The 21,774-nt window shown below is 51.5% G+C and carries 20 protein-coding genes and 1 tRNA gene; 12 read left to right on the forward strand and 9 right to left on the reverse strand.

Features of this window, described 5'->3' with window-relative positions:
• Positions 1–99 precede the first annotated feature (99 nt).
• From P2W70_RS16040 to P2W70_RS16060, 5 genes are all read right to left on the reverse strand, one after another.
• On the reverse strand, positions 100–594 hold the full coding sequence (locus P2W70_RS16040) for a hypothetical protein (protein ID WP_276482506.1): 495 nt from the start codon (positions 592–594) through the stop codon (positions 100–102).
• 80 nt (positions 595–674) lie between these two features.
• Positions 675–896, reverse strand: coding sequence for a hypothetical protein (locus P2W70_RS16045; protein WP_276482507.1), 222 nt, complete (start codon positions 894–896; stop codon positions 675–677).
• A 30-nt stretch (positions 897–926) separates the two neighbouring features.
• A complete protein-coding gene (locus tag P2W70_RS16050) occupies positions 927–1,658 on the reverse strand; it encodes an SMI1/KNR4 family protein (RefSeq protein ID WP_276482508.1) in 732 nt (243 codons plus the stop codon).
• A gap of 96 nt (positions 1,659–1,754) precedes the next feature.
• Positions 1,755–2,786: a ligand-binding sensor domain-containing protein gene (locus tag P2W70_RS16055; protein ID WP_276482509.1), complete on the reverse strand. Its 1,032-nt coding sequence runs from the start codon at positions 2,784–2,786 to the stop codon at positions 1,755–1,757.
• A 130-nt stretch (positions 2,787–2,916) separates the two neighbouring features.
• Positions 2,917–3,750, reverse strand: coding sequence for an ion transporter (locus P2W70_RS16060; protein WP_276482510.1), 834 nt, complete (start codon positions 3,748–3,750; stop codon positions 2,917–2,919).
• A 106-nt stretch (positions 3,751–3,856) separates the two neighbouring features.
• On the opposite strand from P2W70_RS16060, the gene P2W70_RS16065 reads away from it, so the two are divergent.
• The 5 genes from P2W70_RS16065 (at position 3,857) to P2W70_RS16085 (ending at position 12,097) form a co-directional block, all read left to right on the forward strand.
• Complete coding sequence (locus tag P2W70_RS16065; RefSeq protein ID WP_276482511.1) at positions 3,857–6,238, forward strand: CocE/NonD family hydrolase; 2,382 nt, start codon at positions 3,857–3,859, stop codon at positions 6,236–6,238.
• A 198-nt stretch (positions 6,239–6,436) separates the two neighbouring features.
• Entirely contained in the window at positions 6,437–6,973 is a 537-nt protein-coding gene (locus P2W70_RS16070) for a pyridoxamine 5'-phosphate oxidase family protein (protein ID WP_276482512.1), read from the forward strand.
• 151 nt (positions 6,974–7,124) lie between these two features.
• On the forward strand, positions 7,125–7,247 hold the full coding sequence (locus P2W70_RS16075; protein WP_276482513.1) for a hypothetical protein: 123 nt from the start codon (positions 7,125–7,127) through the stop codon (positions 7,245–7,247).
• 327 nt (positions 7,248–7,574) lie between these two features.
• On the forward strand, positions 7,575–8,486 hold the full coding sequence (locus P2W70_RS16080) for an ABC transporter ATP-binding protein (RefSeq protein WP_276482514.1): 912 nt from the start codon (positions 7,575–7,577) through the stop codon (positions 8,484–8,486).
• The gene (locus P2W70_RS16085) at positions 8,483–12,097 is read left to right on the forward strand and encodes an ABC transporter permease/M1 family aminopeptidase (protein ID WP_276482515.1); all 3,615 of its coding nucleotides are present in this window, start codon (positions 8,483–8,485) and stop codon (positions 12,095–12,097) included. The genes P2W70_RS16080 and P2W70_RS16085 overlap by 4 nt, the downstream gene beginning before the upstream one ends.
• A gap of 43 nt (positions 12,098–12,140) precedes the next feature.
• Here P2W70_RS16085 and P2W70_RS16090 read toward each other — a convergent pair whose 3' ends face one another.
• Both P2W70_RS16090 and P2W70_RS16095 read right to left on the reverse strand, forming a co-directional pair.
• The gene (locus P2W70_RS16090; RefSeq protein WP_276482516.1) at positions 12,141–12,716 is read right to left on the reverse strand and encodes a hypothetical protein; all 576 of its coding nucleotides are present in this window, start codon (positions 12,714–12,716) and stop codon (positions 12,141–12,143) included.
• A gap of 63 nt (positions 12,717–12,779) precedes the next feature.
• A complete protein-coding gene (locus P2W70_RS16095; protein WP_276482517.1) occupies positions 12,780–13,880 on the reverse strand; it encodes a Gfo/Idh/MocA family protein in 1,101 nt (366 codons plus the stop codon).
• Between the two features lie 291 nt (positions 13,881–14,171).
• On the opposite strand from P2W70_RS16095, the gene P2W70_RS16100 reads away from it, so the two are divergent.
• Positions 14,172–14,645: a T6SS immunity protein Tdi1 domain-containing protein gene (locus P2W70_RS16100; RefSeq protein ID WP_276482518.1), complete on the forward strand. Its 474-nt coding sequence runs from the start codon at positions 14,172–14,174 to the stop codon at positions 14,643–14,645.
• A gap of 11 nt (positions 14,646–14,656) precedes the next feature.
• Here the strand turns inward: P2W70_RS16100 and P2W70_RS16105 are convergent, their stop codons facing one another.
• Together P2W70_RS16105 and P2W70_RS16110 are read right to left on the reverse strand one after the other, a co-directional pair.
• Positions 14,657–15,130: a hypothetical protein gene (locus P2W70_RS16105; RefSeq protein WP_276482519.1), complete on the reverse strand. Its 474-nt coding sequence runs from the start codon at positions 15,128–15,130 to the stop codon at positions 14,657–14,659.
• A 13-nt stretch (positions 15,131–15,143) separates the two neighbouring features.
• Complete coding sequence (locus tag P2W70_RS16110) at positions 15,144–15,569, reverse strand: hypothetical protein (protein ID WP_276482520.1); 426 nt, start codon at positions 15,567–15,569, stop codon at positions 15,144–15,146.
• A 156-nt stretch (positions 15,570–15,725) separates the two neighbouring features.
• Between P2W70_RS16110 and P2W70_RS16115 the strand changes: the two genes are divergently transcribed.
• The 6 genes from P2W70_RS16115 to P2W70_RS16140 all read left to right on the forward strand — a co-directional run bounded on the left by P2W70_RS16115 (position 15,726) and on the right by P2W70_RS16140 (position 21,502).
• On the forward strand, positions 15,726–16,841 hold the full coding sequence (locus P2W70_RS16115; protein ID WP_276482521.1) for a TlpA disulfide reductase family protein: 1,116 nt from the start codon (positions 15,726–15,728) through the stop codon (positions 16,839–16,841).
• 9 nt (positions 16,842–16,850) lie between these two features.
• On the forward strand, positions 16,851–18,665 hold the full coding sequence (locus P2W70_RS16120) for a sensor histidine kinase (RefSeq protein ID WP_276482522.1): 1,815 nt from the start codon (positions 16,851–16,853) through the stop codon (positions 18,663–18,665).
• Positions 18,662–19,429, forward strand: a complete 768-nt coding sequence (locus tag P2W70_RS16125; protein WP_276482523.1) for a LytR/AlgR family response regulator transcription factor — start codon at positions 18,662–18,664, stop codon at positions 19,427–19,429. The genes P2W70_RS16120 and P2W70_RS16125 overlap by 4 nt, the downstream gene beginning before the upstream one ends.
• A 100-nt stretch (positions 19,430–19,529) precedes the next feature.
• A complete protein-coding gene (locus tag P2W70_RS16130; RefSeq protein ID WP_276482524.1) occupies positions 19,530–19,685 on the forward strand; it encodes a hypothetical protein in 156 nt (51 codons plus the stop codon).
• Between the two features lie 199 nt (positions 19,686–19,884).
• A tRNA-Ser gene (locus tag P2W70_RS16135) sits at positions 19,885–19,972 on the forward strand.
• A 582-nt stretch (positions 19,973–20,554) separates the two neighbouring features.
• Positions 20,555–21,502 (forward strand): alpha/beta hydrolase, encoded by a 948-nt coding sequence (locus P2W70_RS16140; protein WP_276482525.1) that lies wholly within the window; start codon positions 20,555–20,557, stop codon positions 21,500–21,502.
• Positions 21,503–21,774: the final 272 nt, after the last annotated feature.

The following is a 21,774-nucleotide window of genomic DNA, read 5'->3' on the forward strand; positions in this document are numbered from 1 at the left end:
TTTGTGTGTTTTACTTGTCAATGGGCGTTTGCGTCGTGAATGTAGGTGCTGGCAGGACGGTACGGGGTGCGCTTTGTCTCAATACTTCCACAAATCGTCTCAGTGGCTTTTCCCGCCACGTTGCAGCCTGCCTTTGATCATCCAGACTTCTGTACGCGGGCCATACGCATTGGTACTGGTCAGCGCAATGATGGTATCATCGTCCAGTATACAGAGGCTATTCCACAAGCCATTCTTGTTGGGTGGTATGGGAAAGGGCGAAGACTTGCTGGTAAACTGCCCGGCTGCTGCATTACCGATCACGACTTTCATCTCGGCGTTTTCCATTTTGTGGGTGCGGCCCTCGGTACCCTGGTAAGATAGAATGGTTTCTCCGGTACTGAGTTGCCGGAGGTAAGGTGCACCCGCATAGGTGACTTCCTCCACTTTTTCGGCCAGGGCATACTGACGATGCGGGTCATCGGCGCCTATTGTTTGCTGCCAATTCTCCGGAATGCTGTTGTGGATGATGTAGGGTTTGAAGTTAGCGCCTGCATTGTCTTCTATCGCGAAGACGATGCTGTGTTGGTCTTTGAGCAGTATCGGAACCGGCATACCGTCACGGTGGCCTGGTCGAAAGCAGGCGATCTCCGGAGCGGTGGTCCAGGTGTGGCCGTCGTTGCTGTGGGTGGCCACTACACTCCCCTCCTGTCGTAAATGGTCAGCAGCGTTTTGCCCGGCAATTGCACCATGCGGGCGTAACCGTTGTAGCGGGCACCTGCGGAGGAGATCTTTACGCGCGTGGTGGAATCCCAGGCGATGTAGGGGGCGGCTGGCTGGTGGTGCATACGGCCGGTGGTGCAACTCTTGCTGCCTATCGCAAGGAGTAGCATCGTTGCGTAAAAGAGTTTTTTCACGCAGACAAAATAAGGCATTTATCGGAAGCCTTATTTCCCAAAGAGGCGGGCGAGCCAACCTTTCTTCTTTTTTTGCAATATCCAGACATATACGGTGGGATGCTTCCTGGTCTCGAGTACTTGGCATTTACCCCAATAGAAGCCATCTCCCGCTGTCGCCTGGCGGAGGTCAGCTACGACATGCTCTTCTTCGGTAAAGGGCAATAGCCATTCGGTCAATGATGGGTTGCTTGCCTTGAATACGGCCATGTCTGACATGTTTGGCGCCGATAAATAGACCGTGCCGGTGGAAGGGTGATCTACCCCGATTGGGTGTTTGTCGGGGTTTTGGAAATGGAGCAGCTGCTGTTGCAGGTATTCATTTAGGGAATTGGCCGTGATGACCAATACGGCGGGGTCGTGACAGGCAAAGAATACTTTACCGAGGCTGCCATCGGGCTTAACCTCCAATAGCCAGCAGTTGCCGAGTCCGTCGTTTTGCAGGTTAATGGCCAACGGCATGAGTGCTTCGTAGCCAAATTCACCGAAGCCATTCAGGTGCACCAATTCTTCGTATGGATCTTTCCAACCTTTGGAAAAGCGTAATAGGTCCTCCAGTTCTGCCGGTAGTTGTCCTTTGGGAAAGTGATCAGCCAGTTGCTGTAGTTCGGTCTCAGTTGCCGGAGGCAATAAGGTCAGTTGAAAAGCATCTTCGTCTTCGTCCTCTTCATCAATCTTGTAAACGATGGTCGACAGGGCCTGAAGTATTTCAATGTTGGTCATGGGGGGTGGGGTTGGGTCCGCAATGTATTCTAATTTGTCCAGGATGGCAAAAGTGCTGGCCCTCAGCCATACATATTATTGCTGACGGTCTTTATTTTAAAAGCCCGTGATCGTCTTTCCATCATAGCGAAACACTGTACTCGCAGGCCCGCGCGCGCCCACCCAAATACTTCCATCCTTAGCGGCTAATATCCCCAATAAGACAACATTTTCTACTGACACTTTAACTTCTTTTACAGATGGGTTTATAGTGGACAGGGACTGTTCATCATAACAGAAAATGCTACTCCCTAAACTAGTCCAGATATTCCCTTTTTTATCTTCGATGATGGCATAAGCCCCTGTCTGTGACTTCTTCGTAACCGTTTTGCCATCGTAGCGCCAAAGACCATCTTCACCGAACCAAATGTTTCCTTTTTTATCTTCGATGATTGACCAAACGTTGTTAAAGACTTTGCCATCGTTGTTTTTTAGAATGGTAAATGGTTTTCCCTGCCCGATATCGCCATGCAGGCGGGCATCATACACGAGTATATTTTCTCCCTGTCCCCCAAACCAAAGCTTACCGGTTTTGTCTTCCAGCAGTAAACGAATATTGTTCGTGGGAAATCCATCTTTTGTGGTAAAGGTCCGGAAAGAGTTCCCATCGTAGCGGCTTGCTCCGAACCAGATATTGCCGGCTCTGTCTTCATAAATATGGAGCGCTGAACCAATGCCAGTGCCATCCTTTGCTTTAAAAAGCTTAAAGCCTGTCTGTCCGGCAGGCTGCAGGTAAACACCCGAATCCTGGGAAGCCAACCAAATGTTTCCTTTTTTATCTTCCAGCACATCCCAGAAGGTCGGCCACGCTATGGTGCTTGTCATGTTGGTAAATGAGGTTCCGTCGTATCGATATACACCTATATAAGAAGCAATTAAAATGTCCCCGTTTTTTGCCTGCCTTATATTCCGAACCATACTCATTGGCACCTTCGAAGCGGCGGCCTCTTTGAGTTGAGACTCGAATAATCCTGACTGATGCCTCCTGTCATTAGGTTTGGGTACGGTCTGCTGCGCCTGGCCAGGAGTGTGCATGAGCGCTGCCAGTAGGATGAACAGGCTGATCAAAGCGGTTCCTTTATTTTTCATATCGTATTATGCTTGAGACCGCGAAACTAGTTTGATCCTTGCTGCTTGAAACATCAGGATTGTAAATTAACCTGCAAACTTTGTAAATGTTTGTAAAATCGCCCTGGGCCTTAGCAACTCTTCTAAAGGTTTACAAGGGAGCGCCGCAAAACTTACAGAATTTAGCATCCCGGTCATGCCCTTCTTTGCCGCAGGTAGGGCATGCCCGATTGTCTTGCTTGTGCGTGCGGGCGGCCAGTGCCATTTCGGTGGTGACGATACCGGTCGGCACGGCCAGGATACCATAGCCCAACAACATGATAAAGCTGGCGATCGTTTTGCCGAGTGGTGTTGCCGGGGCAACATCTCCATACCCGACGGTGGTGATGGTCACGATGGCCCAATAAATGGATTGAGGAATGCTGGTAAAGCCATGTTCGGGCCCCTCCACGAGGTAGATGATGGAGCCCAGGATGATCACCAGGGTCAGTACAAAGAGGATGAATATGCTGATCTTGCGTAGACTGTTGAGGATGGCTGTAGACAGAAACCGCATTTCGGAAATGAAATGCACCATTCTAAAGATCCTGAATACGCGTAAGAGCCGCAGCGCACGAAGTACCAGCAGCGACTGAGCGCCGGGATAAAGGATACTCAGGTAACTGGGCACAATGGCCAGCAGGTCGATGATGCCAAAGGCGCTAAATACATACCGGAATGGTTTGCGGATACTGATCAGCCGCAAAGCGTATTCGAGGGTGAATATGATGGTAAATATCCACTCCAGTATCTGAAACGTTTTGCCATATCGCACATGCAGCCGGTCTACGCTATCCAGCATGACGACCATGATGCTGGTCAGGATACAAAATAACAGGACGATGTCGAAGGCCTTTCCTTCCGGCTTCTCCGACTCATAGATGATCTCGTGTATCTTATCCCGCCAGTCCCGGCGCACGGCCGCGTTTTCCGTAGGCTGTTTCATACTGGAAATTACAACAAAAAAGCGGCCGGGGTTGGGCTGTTGCTGACTGCTGCGGACCCGATGATAAAATTCCATATATTTAAGTAAAGTAACCAAACACTACTGCATGAGAACTTTCCTGGCTGTATGCTACCTGCTTATAGGGCCCCTCACCGTTTTTTCCCAACAGAAACCCTCTCTGCCAGCTGAATATTTCGATCAATTCCATTACCAGCTTTCCGATTCGCTCCGGACCAGGGACGAAGCGGCTTTGCGTCGTGAGATTGGTAACGTGGCCGCCGCCTTTCTTGATTTTATGGTACAGGGCGAAAAGAGCTATACCATCGATTCATTGGTGTTATACGATGTGCTTACCGCCTACCTGACGCCTGCCGTGCTGGTCGGTAAACATGATCTGGCGATCAATACCCTGCAACGCAGCCGCGCTCTGAAACCTGCGCCTCCCTATCGCGCTCCCTTCGGTTTTATGCAGGAAGCCTATGCCCGTGCCGGCTTGAAACAGGCTGATGACAACAGCGCTGCCTTCTCCAACCAGTTGAAGCAGGAACTGGCCGCGGTGGTCGGGCAACTGGACCCCTCTTTCAGCAGCGATATCGTCAACGCGCAGAAAGGGCTCTATTCCGTCAACTCCATCAACGCCGTACAGAAGGATCTGAATAATATCATCCGGCAGGCCAACCAGTCGCCGGGCCTCAAGGTGAACTTCGGTACTGCCTACACGTTACTGGACAGCTATTTTCGGTATTATATCCGCAAGGCCTATCAGCCAGCTATCGAAGCTCAATTGTACGTGATCAGTCCGGCCCGGGTGGTGGAAGCCGCAGTCATGATCCCCATGCGTGACCAGGTAAGGTTGAGTGGCCTGGTATACCGTGATACGGCCAGTACCGTACGGGTGCCCGCCATCGTATCGCTCAGTCCCTACCCCAGCGGTTATGAATCCACACGCGGTAATGTATTTGCGACCAACGGGTATGTATATGTATACGTCGACAGCCGGGGACGCCGGAAAAGTGAGGGCAACTTCTTTCCGTATGAAGACGATGCGCGTGACTATTATGATATCATCGATTGGGTGAGCAAACAGCCGTGGTGTAATGGTGACGTTGTGACCTCTGGTGGATCTTACCTCGGTTTTGCCCAGTGGCAGGCCATCCGCAAGCCTTACCGGCATCCTGCGCTTAAAGCCATCAACCCGATGGTTTCGGTAGGTTTTGGGATCGACTTTCCCCGCTTCGCCAACCAGTTCTATTCCTATATACTGCAATGGGCTGCCTACGTGAGCGGCCGCGATCTCAACGATGCCTTGTTTGGCGATGAGCAGTTCTGGAACAAGGTTAATTATGCGCTGTACAAAAACCGCCTTCCTTTTGCGAAACTTGATTCAGTAGCCGGCATGCCCAATCCCTTTTTTCAGAAATGGGTTAGCCATCCAGATCTCGATAGTTACTGGACGTCCATATTGCCCAATAAGGCAGACTATACGAGCCTGGATATCCCGGTGCTTACCATCACAGGATATTATGATGCCGACCAACTGGGTGCCTTTTATTACTACGACCAGCACAAAAAATATGCGCCTGCCAAAGCTGCCAACCAGCACTACCTGTTGATCGGTCCATATGATCATGGTGGCGCGCAATGGCAGCCTTCGCCTGTTCAGTTGGGTTTCGACATCGAGCGGGAAGCCCAGATACCCATTTACAAGTACGTGATCTGGTGGTACGATTGGGTGTTGAAGGGCAAGGCGCGCCCTGCTTTTCTGCAAGACCAGGTCAACTATTTTGTAACGGGCACGGGCCAATGGAAATCGGCCTCCACCCTGCAACAGCTTACCACAGATACGCTTTCACTTTATTTGTCTACGCAACCTGTAGCCAGCGGCAAACGTTCCGGCGTGTACGGTTTACAAACCCAACGCCCCGTAAAAGGGACTTCGTTAACTTATACGCATGATATTGCTCAGGTGATCGATTCAGCCTTTCTCTATGCACGGTCCAAGCCGTTTGATGATTCGCTGTACATGGCCTCGCCTTATAACCTGGTATTTGACAGCAAGCCTATGGAGCAGGATATCATCGTAACCGGAAAGATGGTAGCCGACCTCTATTTATCGCTCAATGTACCGGATGCCGATTTCCAGGTCAATATCTACGAGATCGATACGGAGGGTAAAAGTTATATGCTGACCAATACGATCCTGCGTAGCCGCTACCGGTTGGGGGGAGACAAGGGCAGGTTGCTGAAGCCTGGCACGGTTGCCCTGCACCGGTTTGATGATGTTTTTTTGTACATCAAGAAGATCCCAAAAGGAAATAAACTGCGGATGACCTTCGAAAGTGTCAACTCGCCGGGATTTGAAAGGAACTATGGATTTGGCGGTGTCGTGAGCCGGGAAACCACCCAGGGACCGCGATTGATCAAAGCTACCCTGCACAGCAGTCCTGTACTGACCAGCCGGATCAAGATACCTTACACCAGGCCATAGATCTTTAAATGCCTGCAGACGAAATGGTGGCAAGGTCCAGCTATCTACTGCTGGCTCATACCTGGGGCAATACGGGGAATAGACGCCCATAGCGGGGTCATTTGGTTTCAATAAGTTGGGCAAGGTTGCGGTGTTCCGTTCAACGAATGCAGTTTATCGGCAGGCATCATTTTTTTACAGTCTCTGTAAAAAACTCATATGAACAGCATTAATAAGAACCAGCCAGAAGACAATTACGAGTCGCTGGCTGGGGATGCCGCCGTCGACAAGATCAAAGAACTGGCAGAAAAGATTGACACCTGTTTCTTTTGTACAGCCATCTCACAAGGCGTGGCCGTCAAGACAAGACCTATGACAGTGCAGGAGGTGGATGAAGAAGGCAATCTTTGGTTCCTGAGTGCCAGCGATAGCCATACGAATGCAGAGATCCAAAATGACAGCTCTGTGCAATTATTCTTTCAGGGCTCCTCTCATTCTGATTTCCTGACACTATATGGCAAAGCGTCCGTCAGTACGGATAAAGCCAGGATCGAAAAATACTGGAAGCCTTTGTTGAAGACCTGGTTTACAGAGGGAAAAGATGATCCACGTATTACCGTGATCAAAGTGGCAGCCGCCAGCGGTTACTACTGGGATAACAAACATGGTAATGCAGTGGCATTCGTGAAGATGGTAGCCGGTGCCGTCATGGGCAAAACACTGGATGATTCCATTGAAGGGAAATTAACGGTGTAAAGCCCGCAGTTATAGTCCAGGGTCCGTTATGAAGTTGTGTTCAGCTTCGTAACGGACCCTTTTATCTTGTCTGACTTCTCGTGTAGCTTTGCCGGGTTCCTTATATAATAAACTCCCATATACCCTCACTAAATATCTACCCCTGATATGCATGGCCATACCAGCCGATGACCAGACCCTGCGCACCCACTCTACCTGGAGATACGAGGTGATGCACGTGCAGGCGAATAAGCTTCCGGGCATCGATCATCTCGCAGCCAGCTACGGCCTTTGAGGGACGTATCTACAGAACATCCCGTAGATACCATTGACCGCCTGTAAAGTTTTTTTGGGAAGACTTGCTGGTACTGGTTTATTTACTAACTTTGAAGTGCAAAGTGCTTTTAATAGCAGTGCGATTGCTGCAGTACCCCTGTAGAATGCCCGCTGCATAGGCATTTGCTGTCCCGGCTTTCTTTCCCATTCCTTACTGGTCAGTTTGGCTGACAGGAGCAACTATGCGGTTAACCCGGCATATGGGCGCCCCTGCGGAATGGTGTGGTATGCCCGGTAGACAGTATCGCAATCTGCCCTGCTACCTTCATTACTATAAGCTATCTGCATGAACCTCGACATCAGTAATATCTCCAAGACCTACGCCAATGGCGTACAGGCGTTGAATGACATCAACCTGCAAATACCCCCTGGTATGTATGGCCTGCTGGGCCCCAATGGTGCCGGTAAGTCCACGCTCATGCGTATCCTTGCGACCTTGCAGGAACCGGATCATGGCTCCGTACGACTGGGTGACATCGATGTACTGAAGCAAAAGGATGAGGTGCGTAAGACCATCGGCTACCTGCCGCAGGAGTTTGGCGTTTATCCAAAGGCGAAGGCCATCGACCTGTTGGATCATTTTGCCCTGTTGAAGGGTTTTACCCGGCGTACAGAACGTAAGCAGGTGGTGGAGGCCTTGTTGCGGCAAACCAACCTATGGGAGGTGCGGCAGCAAAAGCTGGGTGGCTTTTCGGGTGGCATGAAACAACGCTTTGGCGTGGCGGTTGCCTTGTTGGGCAACCCCAGGCTGATGATCGTCGACGAACCTACGGCAGGGTTGGACCCCGCCGAACGGGTGCGTTTTCTGAACCTGCTGAGTGAACTGGGCGAACAAAGTGTGGTCATACTTTCTACCCATATCGTGGAAGATGTGAGCGAGCTGTGTACGCGTATGGCAATCATCGATAAGGGGTCTATCCTGCTCGAAGCGGAGCCCTTACGGGCCATGCGGGATTTGCGTGGCCGTATCTGGAAGCGCATTATTCCCAAAGAAGCCTTGCCCGAGATTGAACGTATGTATGCCGTTATTTCTACCAAATTGCTGGCAGGCCGCACGGTAGTGCAGGTGTACAGTGAGGTTCCCCCAGGGGCAGATTTTGAACCTGTAGAGCCCAATCTGGAAGATGTTTATTTCAGTACCATGGCTGGTCATATCGGTAAAGGCCCCAAGCGGGCAAGTAGGGAGGTGAAGCCATGAAATTAGCCGCTATCATACGTTTTGAAATGGCTTACCAGCTTAAGCGACTGGCTACCTGGTTGTTTTTTGCCGTGGTAGGTGTGGTGTGTTTCCTGCTGGCCCGGGAGAATTTCCTCGCCGATGCCATGTACGACGATTTCTACCTCAATGCCCCTTTTGTGATTGCCGTTATCTCGGTGTTTGGTTGTTTGATCTGGTTGCTGGCCGCCGCGCCGATTGCCGGTGAAGCAGCTGCCCGCGATGTGCAAACGGGCATGTATGCGCTCATTTATACCCTGCCGATCAGCAAGGGGCAATACCTGGTGGGCCGGTTTATCGCTGCTTTTTTGACCAACGCGATCATCCTGTTGGGTGTTCTGGCGGGCATTATGCTGGCCGTATACCTGCCAGGAGTGGATGCGAAAGCGATCGGACCGTTCCGTGCTGTTGCTTATTGGCACGCCTATGGTGTGGTCTGTCTGCCCAATGCGTTTATCGCTACGGCACTGCAGTTCTCCTTATCGGCCCTGGCGGGCCGTACCCGGGCCAGTTATGCCGGTAGTTTGATCCTCTTCTTTTTTGCCTATATCATCAGCATCCTGGTGTCTTTCCCCTTGGGGCAACCGGAGCTGGGTAAGCTGGTCGATCCCGTTGGTGTAGTCATTATTGTGAGCAGCATCACGTTTGGCTGGACGCCGGCAGAGAAAAGCACACGGCTGATGGATGTGTCTGGCATCCTGTTGTGGAATCGTTTACTGTGGACCGGTATCGGTGTGTTACTGCTGGTGATCACGCACTGGCGGTTTCGTTTTGCCCACCGGGTGCCTGCCCGCCGCTGGTGGCACCGCTGGCTGTTTCCTGCAGCCAAAGAAGCTTTGGCCGACGCGCCAGTGTCTGTACTGACTTCACCAATTTCACGACCTGCAATAGCACCTGCTTTTGGTACCAGGGACCGGTTACGGCAGTTGTGGGGATTATCCTTCGATGCGTTTTTATCATTGGCCAAAAGCCGTGCCGGCTGGATCGTATGGGGTGCTATCTTGTTCCTGACGGTATCGATCACCCTGATCAACCTGGACCTCGACGGCGTTCCGTTGATCCCACGAACGGATTACCTGGTATTGCATTATGCTGCTCCCCTCACCAATCCCTATTCGCCTTGGATACTATTGCCCTTGCTGATTATCTATTATGCGGCTGAACTGGTGTGGCGTGAACGGGAAGCGGGTATTAGCGAACTGGTCGACACTGCTCCCCTGCCCGAGTGGTTGTTGTTTGCCAGTAAATGCCTGGCGCTGGCTTTGGTGTTGGCCGTACTGATGTCCTTGATGGTGGTGGCTGCTATACTGGTACAATTGTTCAATGGCTATCACGCATTCGAGATTGGGTTGTTGATACAGGCTTTCCTGGGGCTGCGGTTGGTGGAGTACCTGTTGTTTGGTGTACTGATATTGGTGATCCAGGTGGTGGTCAACCAGAAATATATTGGCCTGCTCTGTTCTTTGCTGGCATATTCGATCATTGCCTTCTCGTCTATATTTGGTATCGAACATCATTTGCTGTTATACGGCACGAGTCCTGCGTGGAATTACTCGCAGATGCGCGGTTATGGCGGTAGTCTCAAGCCGTGGGTATGGTTCACTATTTACTGGGCCAGTTGGGCCCTGGTGCTGTCTATTGCCGCGCGGCTGTTGTGGGTGCGGGGTAAAGACCAGCGTTGGCGTACGCGCTGGCGGATGGTGTGGCAACGACTTTCCGGTAATACGGGGCCTGCACTGATCATGGCCGCCGGCTTTATGCTAGCGATGGGGGGGTACCTGTTCTTCGAGACGGTTATCGTGAATCAATATGCGTCTAAAAACGACGACCTGCAACGCCGGGCGGATTATGAAAATAAATTCAGCCATTTTGCCAACAAGCCACGACCTACTTTAACGGCGATGAAGCTACAGGTGGACCTGTTTCCTGAGCAACATTCAGCCGAGGTGCATGGTGTATATCAGCTGGTCAACCAGACCAGCGTTGCTATCGACAGTTTGCACCTGTTTGTGCCGCCCCAGGTGGACAGGCGGCGACTGAACACCAGTATCAAACGCAGGTACGCAGTCTGGGATGGCAGGTTCCCCTACTCGATCTACGTATTGGAAAAGCCTTTGCAGCCCGGTGACACCATGCAGCTGGAGTTTGTGTCGCAGCATTGGGTAAATGGGTTTACCAACAACGGGGTGAGTCAATTGGTGACCGGAAATGGTACTATGCTGACCGATGAGCTGTTGCCGGCGATCGGGTATCAGTCGAAGCCGGAATTGCTGGCGCCGGGTGAGCGTCGCCGGTACGGACTGCCGGAAAGGCCGGTAATCCCTTCCCTGGAGGGCTATGAAGCTGCTCCATACCAGGAAGGCATCCAAAAGGTGCAGGTAGATGCCACCCTGAGTACGGTGGCCGGACAAGTGGCCGTCACCAAGGGCGAACTGCAGAAACACTGGACCAAGGGCAACCGGGAATTTTATCATTATGTTACCGAATCGCCCATTCCCAACAGCCTGGCTTTCTATTCAGCCCGCTATGCCATGAAGGAAAAAATGTGGCAGGGTATTGCCATTCAGTTATACTATCATCCTGGTCATACTATCAATGTAGAGCGTATCCTTCTAAGTGCACAGGCTTCGCTGCAGGAGTACAGTGAGCAGTTTGGCCCTTATCCTTACAAGGTACTGAAGGTATTGGAGCATCCGGGCCTGGGCATCGGTATGCACAGCGAGTCGGGCCTGGTCACCAGTTCGGAAGGATTTACTTTATTCAATCCTGGCATGGACAACCGGGGAATGGATCTGCCTTATGCGGTGGTGGCCCATGAAATGGGGCATCAGTGGTGGGGCGGTCAGTTGCCGTATGCTTCGGTACAGGGGGCTCCCGTGTTGTCGGAAGGTTTGGCCTGGTATTCGGCAATGGGTGTGGTAGAGGCTACGAAAGGGTCTGAAGCGTTGTGGTCGTTGCGGCGGTTTATGCGGCAGCCCTACCCTTTCCCACCCATCAAAATGGGGGTGCCCTTGCTGCAGGCCATGGACCCCTGGCAGGCGTACCGGAAAGGACCTTTCGCCTTCTACGCCTTGCAGGAGTACATTGGCCGTCCGGCGGTAAGTACTGCCCTGCGACAGCTACTGCAAAAGCATGCCGGGGGTAAGCCGCCGTTGGCTACTACGCTCGACCTCTACCGGGAGTTGCAGGCCGTAACGCCTGATTCTTTGCAGTATCTGTTGCACGATCTGTTTGCTGCGAATTCTTTTTGGGAACTGAAGACAGAGCAGGTGGATGCCAAATCGCTGCCCGATGGCCAATGGCAGCTATCCCTCGCAGTGAAGGCGCGTAAATTTGTGATCGACCCATCGGGTAAGGAAACCGATGTGCCGATGAATGACTGGATCGAACTGGGCGCGTTTGATGGAGAACGCCCGGTGGAGAAAGGGGCACCGTATCTGTACCTGCAGCGGCACCGTATCCATTCCGGTTCGCAGCAGGTGGTTGTCACCGTTCCCCGTAAGCCTGTATGGGCGGGGATCGATCCGCGTTACCTGCTCATCGATCTGAAAACTGACGACAATACGAAGGCTGTTGGGATGGTAAAACCCTAGCAGCACCTGTCGGTTCGAAGGAATGGATATTGTGTAGGGGAATCTATTCGGTGCCGATTAGCGGCGATTCGTTACCCCGGATGCGGAACCCGCCTTCGCCCTTGAGTATCATTGGTGTATTGGTGACCAGTTTCAGCAAGGTCAGGTCGAGCTTGGCCGTAGTGTTTTTGATGGGCTCGATGGTGAGTGAAATGATCCGGCTTTTGTCGAGTTGGTATTGGTCATAATCGTCTTGTATAGCTTTGCCGTCGATCATGAACAGGACGGTTTGATTGCCCAGTTTGGTATACTTCTTTTTGATCTCATTGAGGGAGATGAGATCGGGTATATAGTCCTTCTTTAAGTAGATGTACAGTGCCCCGTCGTATTTTTTTCCGTAGATCTCCCGGTAGCCTTTGTCTACGGTAAGGCTGTCGATACCCTCTGGCTTTAGGCCTGCCATTATGGAGCTGTGCACTAATTTCCCATCGACGTAAATAGCCGGCGCCTCTTTGCTGTGGGGGAAAGCGGAGGAAACGGCCTCGTATACATAAATAGTATCAGCTTTGGCCGCTGGCGGTTGCTGGGCCTGGGTGCTGATAGCGCTGATCATCAGCAGAGAACAAAGTATCTTTTTCATCAATTAGGTTGTTTGCTGACAGGATGCGATGGGCTGATCGATTACACAAGTAAGTTACAAAAATTAAATACTGACGCGTTGTTTGGTGGCGGCTGACCGATAGATCGCTTCTACCACTTTGATGTCGCGCAGCCCTTCTTCGCCGGGTACGGGCATGGGTTTGCCGGCCATGATCGTTTGTGCATCGTCGTCCATTTGTTTGGCCTGTTGGTAGGGTACCTGGTAGGGATGTTGGATCTGGCCCAGGGGGCTATTGGCTTTTTGTCCGTTGTAAGCGGAATAAGGTTCTACTTTAATATCGCCTTTTTCGCAGGTGATGTCGAGGAAATTGATGTTTTCCCCAAAGCTGGTTTTGATATCTGCCAGTACGCCTCCGGGAAATTCGAGGGTGGCGACAGTGGTTTCGTCGAGCCCGTTCTTATAGATCTCGGGGCGTGTGGTGGAGGTAGTAGCCGAAACGACGGCGATGGGCTCCATGGCGGTGCCGAGCCTTGCGCCCTGGATGGCATATACACCCATATCGTATAGTACGCCTCCGCCCATTTCTTTCTTTTGTTTCCAGTGATCGGTGCGGTTATCACGGTAGCCGGCGGCGCAGGTTACCTTTTTTACTTTGCCGAGGGATTGTTTTTGTACGATGCTGCGCCACTCCTGCGTATTGGGTTCATGCTGCAACCGGTAGCCGATGGCGAGGGAGCGTTTGTTCTTGCGGCAGGCATCGATCATGTCCTGGCATTCTTTGACGTTCATGGCCATGGGTTTTTCGCACCAGACGTGTTTGCCTGCGTTGGCGGCGCGGATTACGTATTCGCGGTGCATGGAAGGTGGTAGTACCACGTAAATGACGTCGATGTCGGAATTGTTGGCGATACTGTCGAAGGTGTCGTAGTTGTAGATATTCTTATCGGGAATATTGTATTTCTTTTTCCAGGCTTCTGCTTTGGCGGGTGTGCCGGTGACGATGCCGGCGAGGTAGCAGTGTTTGGTTTGCTGGAGGGCGGGTGCCAGCAGGTCGGTACTGTAATAGCCGAGGCCGACGAGGGCGATGCCGAGCCGGTCTTTGCGTTTGGGCGGTGCGGCGATGAGCGCTGCGGGAGACAAGAGGATGATACCGCTGGCGGTGGCGATCTTTTTGAGCGCGTCTCTTCGTGATTGGGATGGCATAGCAAACAAATTTAAGTGATGAGCAATGGGCGGGCCGGGTAGCTAAATGTACGGGATTTTTGTGGGCCAACGGGGGCAAAACCCGCTGTTGAGATGAACCGACCAGCTTTGCGCGATTATCGACCCCGTTTAGGACCTGAACCTGGTATTACTGGCTCAAAGCGAACCTGGATCGTTTTGGTGCACCTGTCGTGCAAATTGGGCAAGAAGGTGCAGGCAGGTGCCTAATATCATGCGCTTTGGTCTGTAGCGTTGGGGTGAGTGGCCGGTATGCGGTATCTTTGCGCACACATGGAATTAAACGTAACGATAGATTTAGAAGGGTTGGATTTTGGACGGCTACTCTCCGCCTGGAGATGGAAACTACCGTCAGTAAAACAGATTGCCATCATCTCGTGTTTGGGTGACCTGTTTTTTGTCGATAGCGATGATGCGGTTGGCAGGCTGCAGACCGATTCGGGCTACCTGGTGCGGATCGCTGATTCTGTGCAACAATTCCAAGCCCTTTTGCAAGATGAGGAATTTGCTGATGAATTTTTCCTACCTGGCTTTGTGCAAGAACTGCTGTTGACTGGAAAAAACCTTGCGCAGGGAGAAGTTTACAGCTATATCACCCCGCCTGTGATGGGTGGCGCTTATAGTCCGGATAACATCGAAGCTAAAAATGTGTACACGCATTTTGATATTACCGGTCAGTTTCACGAGCAGATCAAAGACCTGCCAGATGGCACGCGGATTACTATGTCAGTGAAGACGAAACGATAGCCATCTACCATTTACCACCCAGGGCCTACCCTTTCACCTGAAGGCGGTTCTGTATATCCTTTCCGCCAATCGGACAGGTTGTCCGGATGATCGAGCCGGTCTGCCAGCTTTTTCATCCGGAGGAAAATTTTGAAGACCTTAATTCTGATCAGGTCGTATTCGTCTTTTTCCGGCTGTAGAATATCGCGGATTAGGATTCTTTGGATGGCCTTCCAGAATATTTCCTGGTTACCCGGTGTCAACTCCCGCAAATCGAAATGACGAACAACATTTTCTCCATCTGGCCTTATAAAACAATACCCGCATTCTATATCTTCTGAACTGGGTATTTGGGTACGCAGCCAATTACAAAAAGCAATTTTGAGTTCATCCTGGTCTTGATCGGCACTCAATACTTCTATGACCAATTCAAAAATCAGATCATAAAAAGTCCACCGGCGCGCCAGGCACCGTCCGTCTGACAATATGATAAATCCTGAAGCCATTGGGGTAGTTCTTCTATTGGTAATTCGCCAGATCAATTCCGAAGTGGGTTTTCACATCCTCGGCGTAATCAAGGTAGCCTTTGCGTACGACGCCTCGTTGCCACCACGGGCCTTCTATTGGAGACGTGAAGCCAGGAATGAATGATTCCTGTAAGAGGCCGTCTATGTCGGCGATGTTTTGCTGAAAGTCCTTAAATGCGTCGAAGCCCTGCAACTCCGGAGCGGTCAGCACCTTTTCGATCATGCCCCTGATCAATATGTCATGGTCGAATTCGCTGAGATAATCTCCATAACCTTCTTCCAGGCATTGAACTGCCAGCCGCTTGTAATGCTTAATCAGGTTGCCTATCGACTCATGCAGGTGAAAAATGTCCAGCCGGCGGGCCGCGGCCCTGTAAGCTTCGTAAAACGCTACCGCTGCTTGGTCTCGTGTATTCATAATAGTGTCTGTGTAGCAATATAACAAGTAAACCGCAACTACGGAATAGTGCACCTCGGCGACCCGGTAATCAGGTTGCAATTCTCAGTAGAGCGGTCCAAATTCTACCTGGCTGTTGCGCCCAGTCCTTCCCCGCCCCATTTTTACAGCAAAAAAATGAACAAACTGATCTGCTTATTACTCCTTCACCTGGCTGTGGCCAGCTCACAAGCTCAGTACCAGATCGATGCCCACCTGACCGGCTTCCCTGATGGCACTGTTTTCTACCTGAAAGACATCGATGCCGACCAGGTGCTGGACAGCGCCGCCCTGCAGCAGGGACGTATTTTCTTCACCGGTACTTTTGAAGACGGCCCACGTGGTCTGTGGTTGTACCATTCCTCCCCCCAACAGTTTTATTATTGCAACCTGTTTATGGGCAATGAAAAATTGTTGGTACAAGCCGATAAGAAAGACATGCCCTATAATGTCAGGATAACTGGCTCCTGCATCCAGGCAACGGAAACCCTGCTCGACCTCCAAACAGCACCGTACAACGCCAGCCGGGACAGCCTGGTGCAACTGGCCATGCCCCTGATGATGAAAGGTGAGCAACCATCCCGGCAAGACAGCCTGTGGAAACTGATCCGGGTGATCGACGACAGCGTAGAGCACATCACGCAGCGTTTTATCAGCGGGCATATCAACTCGTACGCCGGCATCCGTTGGCTGAATTACCGGAAAAGCAAAATGGACTCCTCCCGCATTCAGTCGTTGCTGGACCAACTGCGTCCCGAGTTTCGGGATCACCGGTACGCCCAAACGGTGGCCACTTTTCTTCGTGTTGGCGCTACCCTGAAGAAAGGTGATCCATCGCGCGACTTTATCGCCCATGACAGCCTGGGCAAGCCCTATCAACTGTCTGCCTACCGGGGTAAATATGTGCTCCTCAATTTCTCTACTACCTACTGTAGCCCCTGTATGCAATCGAAAGAGGAATTGAAGACCGCAGACAGCACGTACCGCCAGGAACTGCAGTTGATCACCTTCAATGCCGACGCTTCGCGCGAAACCTGGCTCAAAGGTGTGCGGCGCGATCATCCTGCCTGGCCTGCCGTATCGGATGGCAAAGGACCGGCGAGTGAAACGGTGATGAAGTACGGTGCCACCGGCTATCCGACCTTCGTTTTGCTCGACCCCCAAGGCAAAATTGTACAGTCCTGGTCTGGTTATGGCAAAGGAGGTATCCTGTCTGTGTTACAAAAGCAACTCACTGCTCAAAATAAACCTTAATTTACCACTATGTTATTCGTGCTACCGCCTACCTGCCGCGCTGCCTTCTGCGGCCTGATTTTTATGCTTGCTTCTAAGATTTCGCAGGCGCAAGATGCTGCCTCCTATGCGCACGATTACCGGTTTACTGTTTTGTATTACGGCGAAGGCGATCGCCCCGATTGGGAAAACAGTTTCAATACCGCTGAAAAGTATTTCAATTACTACGAGCCTGTTAAAAGGGAGTTTCATGCAGTGGGGGTGCCCATCGGTGAATATCCGCCAACCGGCCGTTTAAATACGGCTACAGGACTTGGCGTCAGCCTGGAAAAAGGAGACTTTGCCGGTGCCTTCGGATTTCCCGTTCGTGCGTTGAGCAAGACCTATACCTCCTACAATGTTTTCGACGCTTCTGGTGTCTCTGTCATTGCATTGGGCATTCATCCGGGCAATGCCAATGAGTATGAGTATCGACTGGTGCTGAACGATAGCGTGGTGGCGAAAGACTGGAGCCCTTTCACCAAGTTCAAAAAGGTGCCTGCTACCGGCTACGAATATGCCGACATGGGTCGTCTTTGCTGGCCGGGTCAATATGTATTGATCGAGACCAGGAACCGCCAATCAAGGCTCGATGCAGGGAGTGTAGTGGTCAATTGGCCCGCGAAACCTGTGTTGGCTGTGTCGGGCACCCGCGTCTTTTTCCAGGAGGACAATGAACGAGGTATGAATGGATACCTGGAGGCGACACTTCTCCATCAAAAAAATGCCACCCACAAAGACCCGAACACCGGTGTTTTGCAAGGGCTTCGGTTACCCGGCGACAAAGTATATGTATCCATGATCTTTGACCTGAAGAATGTTTCCCCCACCTTTCCGTATAGGGCTGTTTTATACCGGGAACGACGAGGGGTGACGGATAGTGTCGAAATCGATCTTTACTTCAATGATACTTACCTTCGTTTGAAGCCTGAGTTTTTTGATCAGCCAGGTAATTACCGGTTAGTGGTAGGCAATACCTATTTCTTCTTCAATCCTGCGTATCGGCATTGGCTGCTGACCATCCCTTTCGAGGTGTTGCCGACGCCTGCCTTTGCCAGGAAGTGGTCGCTGCTGCAATTACTGCCTTACATTGTTGGCGGACTGTTGTTGCTGGCATTGGCCATCTTCCTATATTACCGACGCAATGCCCGCCGTATACGCAGGCTGGAACACGCACAACAGCTGCGTCAGTGGCAATTGCGCAGCCTGCAACACCAGCTCAACCCTCATTTTCTGTTCAATGCGCTGGGCGCCATTCAAAACCTGATTGGCCGAAACGATGTGCAGTCGGCAGGTCGTTACCTCGACCGCTTTTCTTCACTCACGCGCACCGTGCTCGAGACCAGTGGCCATGAACTCATTCCGCTGGAAGACGAACTGTCCATGTTGCAGGCCTACCTGGAAATGGAGCAACTGCGTACGCCTTTTTCTTTTACCATCGAACTGGCCGATGGCATCGATGCCACCAATACGGAGATCCCTGGTATGCTGTTACAACCTTATGTGGAGAATGCCGTCAAACACGGTGTAAGTGGCCGCGATGAGGGGGTGATCACTGTCCAGGTCAGCCGGCAATCCGATACCCTGCTGTTTACCGTATCGGACAATGGAAGCGGTATGCAGGATGCCCGGCCGCGCAATGGCTCTACGGGCATGGGGCTGTCGATCGTTAACCGGCGGATCGACCTGCTCAATGAAGGATATGGGGCAGCGCTGATCCATACCGATATCCGCAGCAGCGAAAAGGGCACCCACGTAACAGTACAATTAAAGCACTGGCTAGATAAAAACACGATCAACGCATGACGATCCGCACCATCCTTGTAGAAGACGAACCACACAATGCAGAACACCTGCACCGGCTGATTGCCGCACACACACCGCAGCTGCTGGTGGCAGCCGTAGCATCGACCGTACCAGAGGCATTGGTGGCGATCCGCCTTCATCAGCCCGACCTGTTGCTGCTCGACGTACAACTGAAACAGGAAACCGGGTTTGACTTGTTGTCGCAATTGGCTGGGTTGGCCCCCGAGGTGATCTTTGTGACGGCCTTTGATCAGTACGGTGTACGCGCTATCAAATTTGCTGCCCTGGATTACCTGCTGAAACCTGTTACGGCGAGCGATCTGCAGGAGGCGGTGGGCAAAGCTGTCGTTCGCTTGCAACAAAAGCAGAAGGACCGCAAGTTGGATCACCTACTGTCGTTTTTAGCGACCAATAGCCAGGAACAACAGAAACTAGCCCTGCCCCTACAAGACCAGGTACGCTATGAGACCATTGTTTCCATTGTACGTCTGGAGTCTTCCAATAACTATAGCTATGTATTGCTGGAAAGTGGTGAAAAGCTACTGGTATGCCGTACGCTGAAGGAGTTTGCCGGTATGCTGGAACCTTATGGTTTTATCCGCACCCACCAATCGCACCTGGTGAACAGCCGATTTGTCAAAAGCTTTCTGAAAGAAGATGGCGGCACTTTGTTGCTGACTGATCAATCGAAGATCCCGCTATCCAAAGCACACCGGGCAATCGTGAAGGAGAAACTGCAGCAATTGCCCGGGAGCCTGGGTTGATGGAGCCGACCAGGTAGCGTCGACTGATGATTGAGGTGGTGTGACTACTTTGCTTGCAGCACCCGTACATCGAATACGCGGCCTGCCATATTCCGGTTGTGTGCTGTTTTTGTCGCCGGAAGATGGACTAGCTTCCCACGAAGTGTTTTGTGGGTTGACCGATAACCAGGGCTTTCTCCAACATTCGGCAGAGGTGAATAGCCAGGTGCGGGGCATCTATGCCGATGAAACCGGGCTGGTGGATACACGATCCTGAAACAGGCGCAGGACAAAATGCTTACCATCAGTGAAAAGGGCGCTAAAGGGCTGTGATACCTGGATGTGTATATGATGCCGGGATTGATATTGCTGGTGGGCGCGGTGATCCTGGTACGGCGGAAAAGAAAGTAGGCCTGGCGGGCAGAAATGTTTTTTTTTCCTATATTCGCGCCCCGGTAGCCTGAAAATGGCTTCCAGGAGAGATGCCAGAGCTGGTTGAATGGGTCGCACTCGAAATGCGAAGTGTGGGTAACTGCACCGGGGGTTCGAATCCCTCTCTCTCCGCAAAACAAAACAAGTGCTCCCGAAAGGGAGCATTTTTCATTTGGGAAGGTGGCAAGCTCGCTTGCCAGACCGGACAAATGTAAAATGCACGGCGCGTAGCGCCAGCACTTGTTTTGTTTTGACGCCCCCACCCAGGATCGCCGCAGGCAATCCCAAGCGGTCTGGCAAGCTCGCTTGCTGGCGCGAACCGCCATGAAAAATAACGCGCACAGCGCGGCACCATTACTTGATTCAAGCCTCCCACCCGGGATCGCCGCAGGCAATCCCTTTCTCTCCCCCACCTCTACTACCTGTAGAGGACGATGTTACCAACCGCATAACAGGAGACCTTTCAGGTATTGTTAGCACGCAGCCAGGCATGTTCCATCGACAACGATTTGCCTGGCGATGCCTCCTCCTAAAAGCGGGCGATCGTTCTGACATGATGCTGGTCATGCGGGACAAAAAAATTGAGACAAATAGCACAACGGTTGTTAGTAGAGTTTTGTCGGGAACTTCCTAGATTAGATGAGGGTTACTAATAGTTACCATTTTCAGCATATCCATTTTATTAATCTTCCTGTCAAGGTATAACCACTCATTATGACTCCATTTTTAACTGCATGTGTTAAGCCATCCATTGTAGCGTGTACGCTATTCATTTTATCTGCAGCCGTTCAGGCACAAGACGGTACTATTTACCCTTTGGCAACTCCTTCAGAGCCCAATGCCATTCGGCTCGGCACTGGAGGTGTGGATAATCAGCCAGCCTCCGAATCCTGGTTTCGCCAGTGGGGCGATCCGATGGCGCGCAATATTACGGTAGCGACACTGACCCCCTTTTTGCCTAAACCTGGAACGGGAAATGGCGCTGCGGTGATCGTTGCACCCGGCGGCGGCTATCGATGGCTGTCATTGGGCAATGAAGGTTGGGAAGTGGCGCAGGCATTGGCAGACAAGGGCATTGCCGCCTTTGTGCTGAAATACAGGCTTTTCCCTACGCCACCGGCGCTCGATGATTTCAAAGCCTGGATGAATAGACCCCGCACGGCTGCTCCAGCATCATCCGATACCTCAAAAAAAGAAACAACGCCCGCTCCGATGCAAATGGATCTGTCTAATCAGTTAGCAGACGCAGAGGCTGCGTACGCAATGATCCTGAAGCGTTCTAAAGAATGGGGCGTAGATACCAGCAGAATTGGCATGATAGGTTTTTCAGCCGGAGCTGGCCTTACGATGCATTCAACACTTCATTCAAAGACAATGAAACTGGCTTTCATCGGACCAATTTATGGAGGAATGGGTCCGGTAGAGGTGCCCAAAAATGCTCCTCCAATGTTCAATGTTATTGCTTCCGACGACTTTCTTTTTGGGGGCCAAACAGGTTTGATACAATCCTGGTTCAAAGCGGGCAGACCGGTTGAATTTCACCTTTACCAGAATGGTGGTCATGGTTTTGGCCTTGGGAATCCCAACAAAACGAGTAACCGCTGGTTTGATGCTTTCATGTATTGGCTCGAGGTCAACCGTTTTCTAAAAAAGTCCAGCTAATGTTATCCTATCAGCGTACCTGGCCGCATGTGCGCTCACTGATCATCCATTTGGCCATAACAACTCAGTTATTTAGGTATCACCTCATTGCTTGGGGCATCTAATGATCTGTAGTAACAATTGCATGGTAGACAGTAATTATAACCAGTTTGTCATATGATAAGATTTGCTCCTAAAATAGGGTTGACGGTCCCGAGGCCTCCATCCAACCAATCACGTGTTTAATAGCTTCTCTCATTAGTCTGATAGATACCGCTAAAGGATGGTGGCAC

The organism is Paraflavitalea pollutisoli, from assembly GCF_029360705.1.
Classification (GTDB): Bacteria; Bacteroidota; Bacteroidia; order Chitinophagales; family Chitinophagaceae; genus Paraflavitalea; species Paraflavitalea pollutisoli.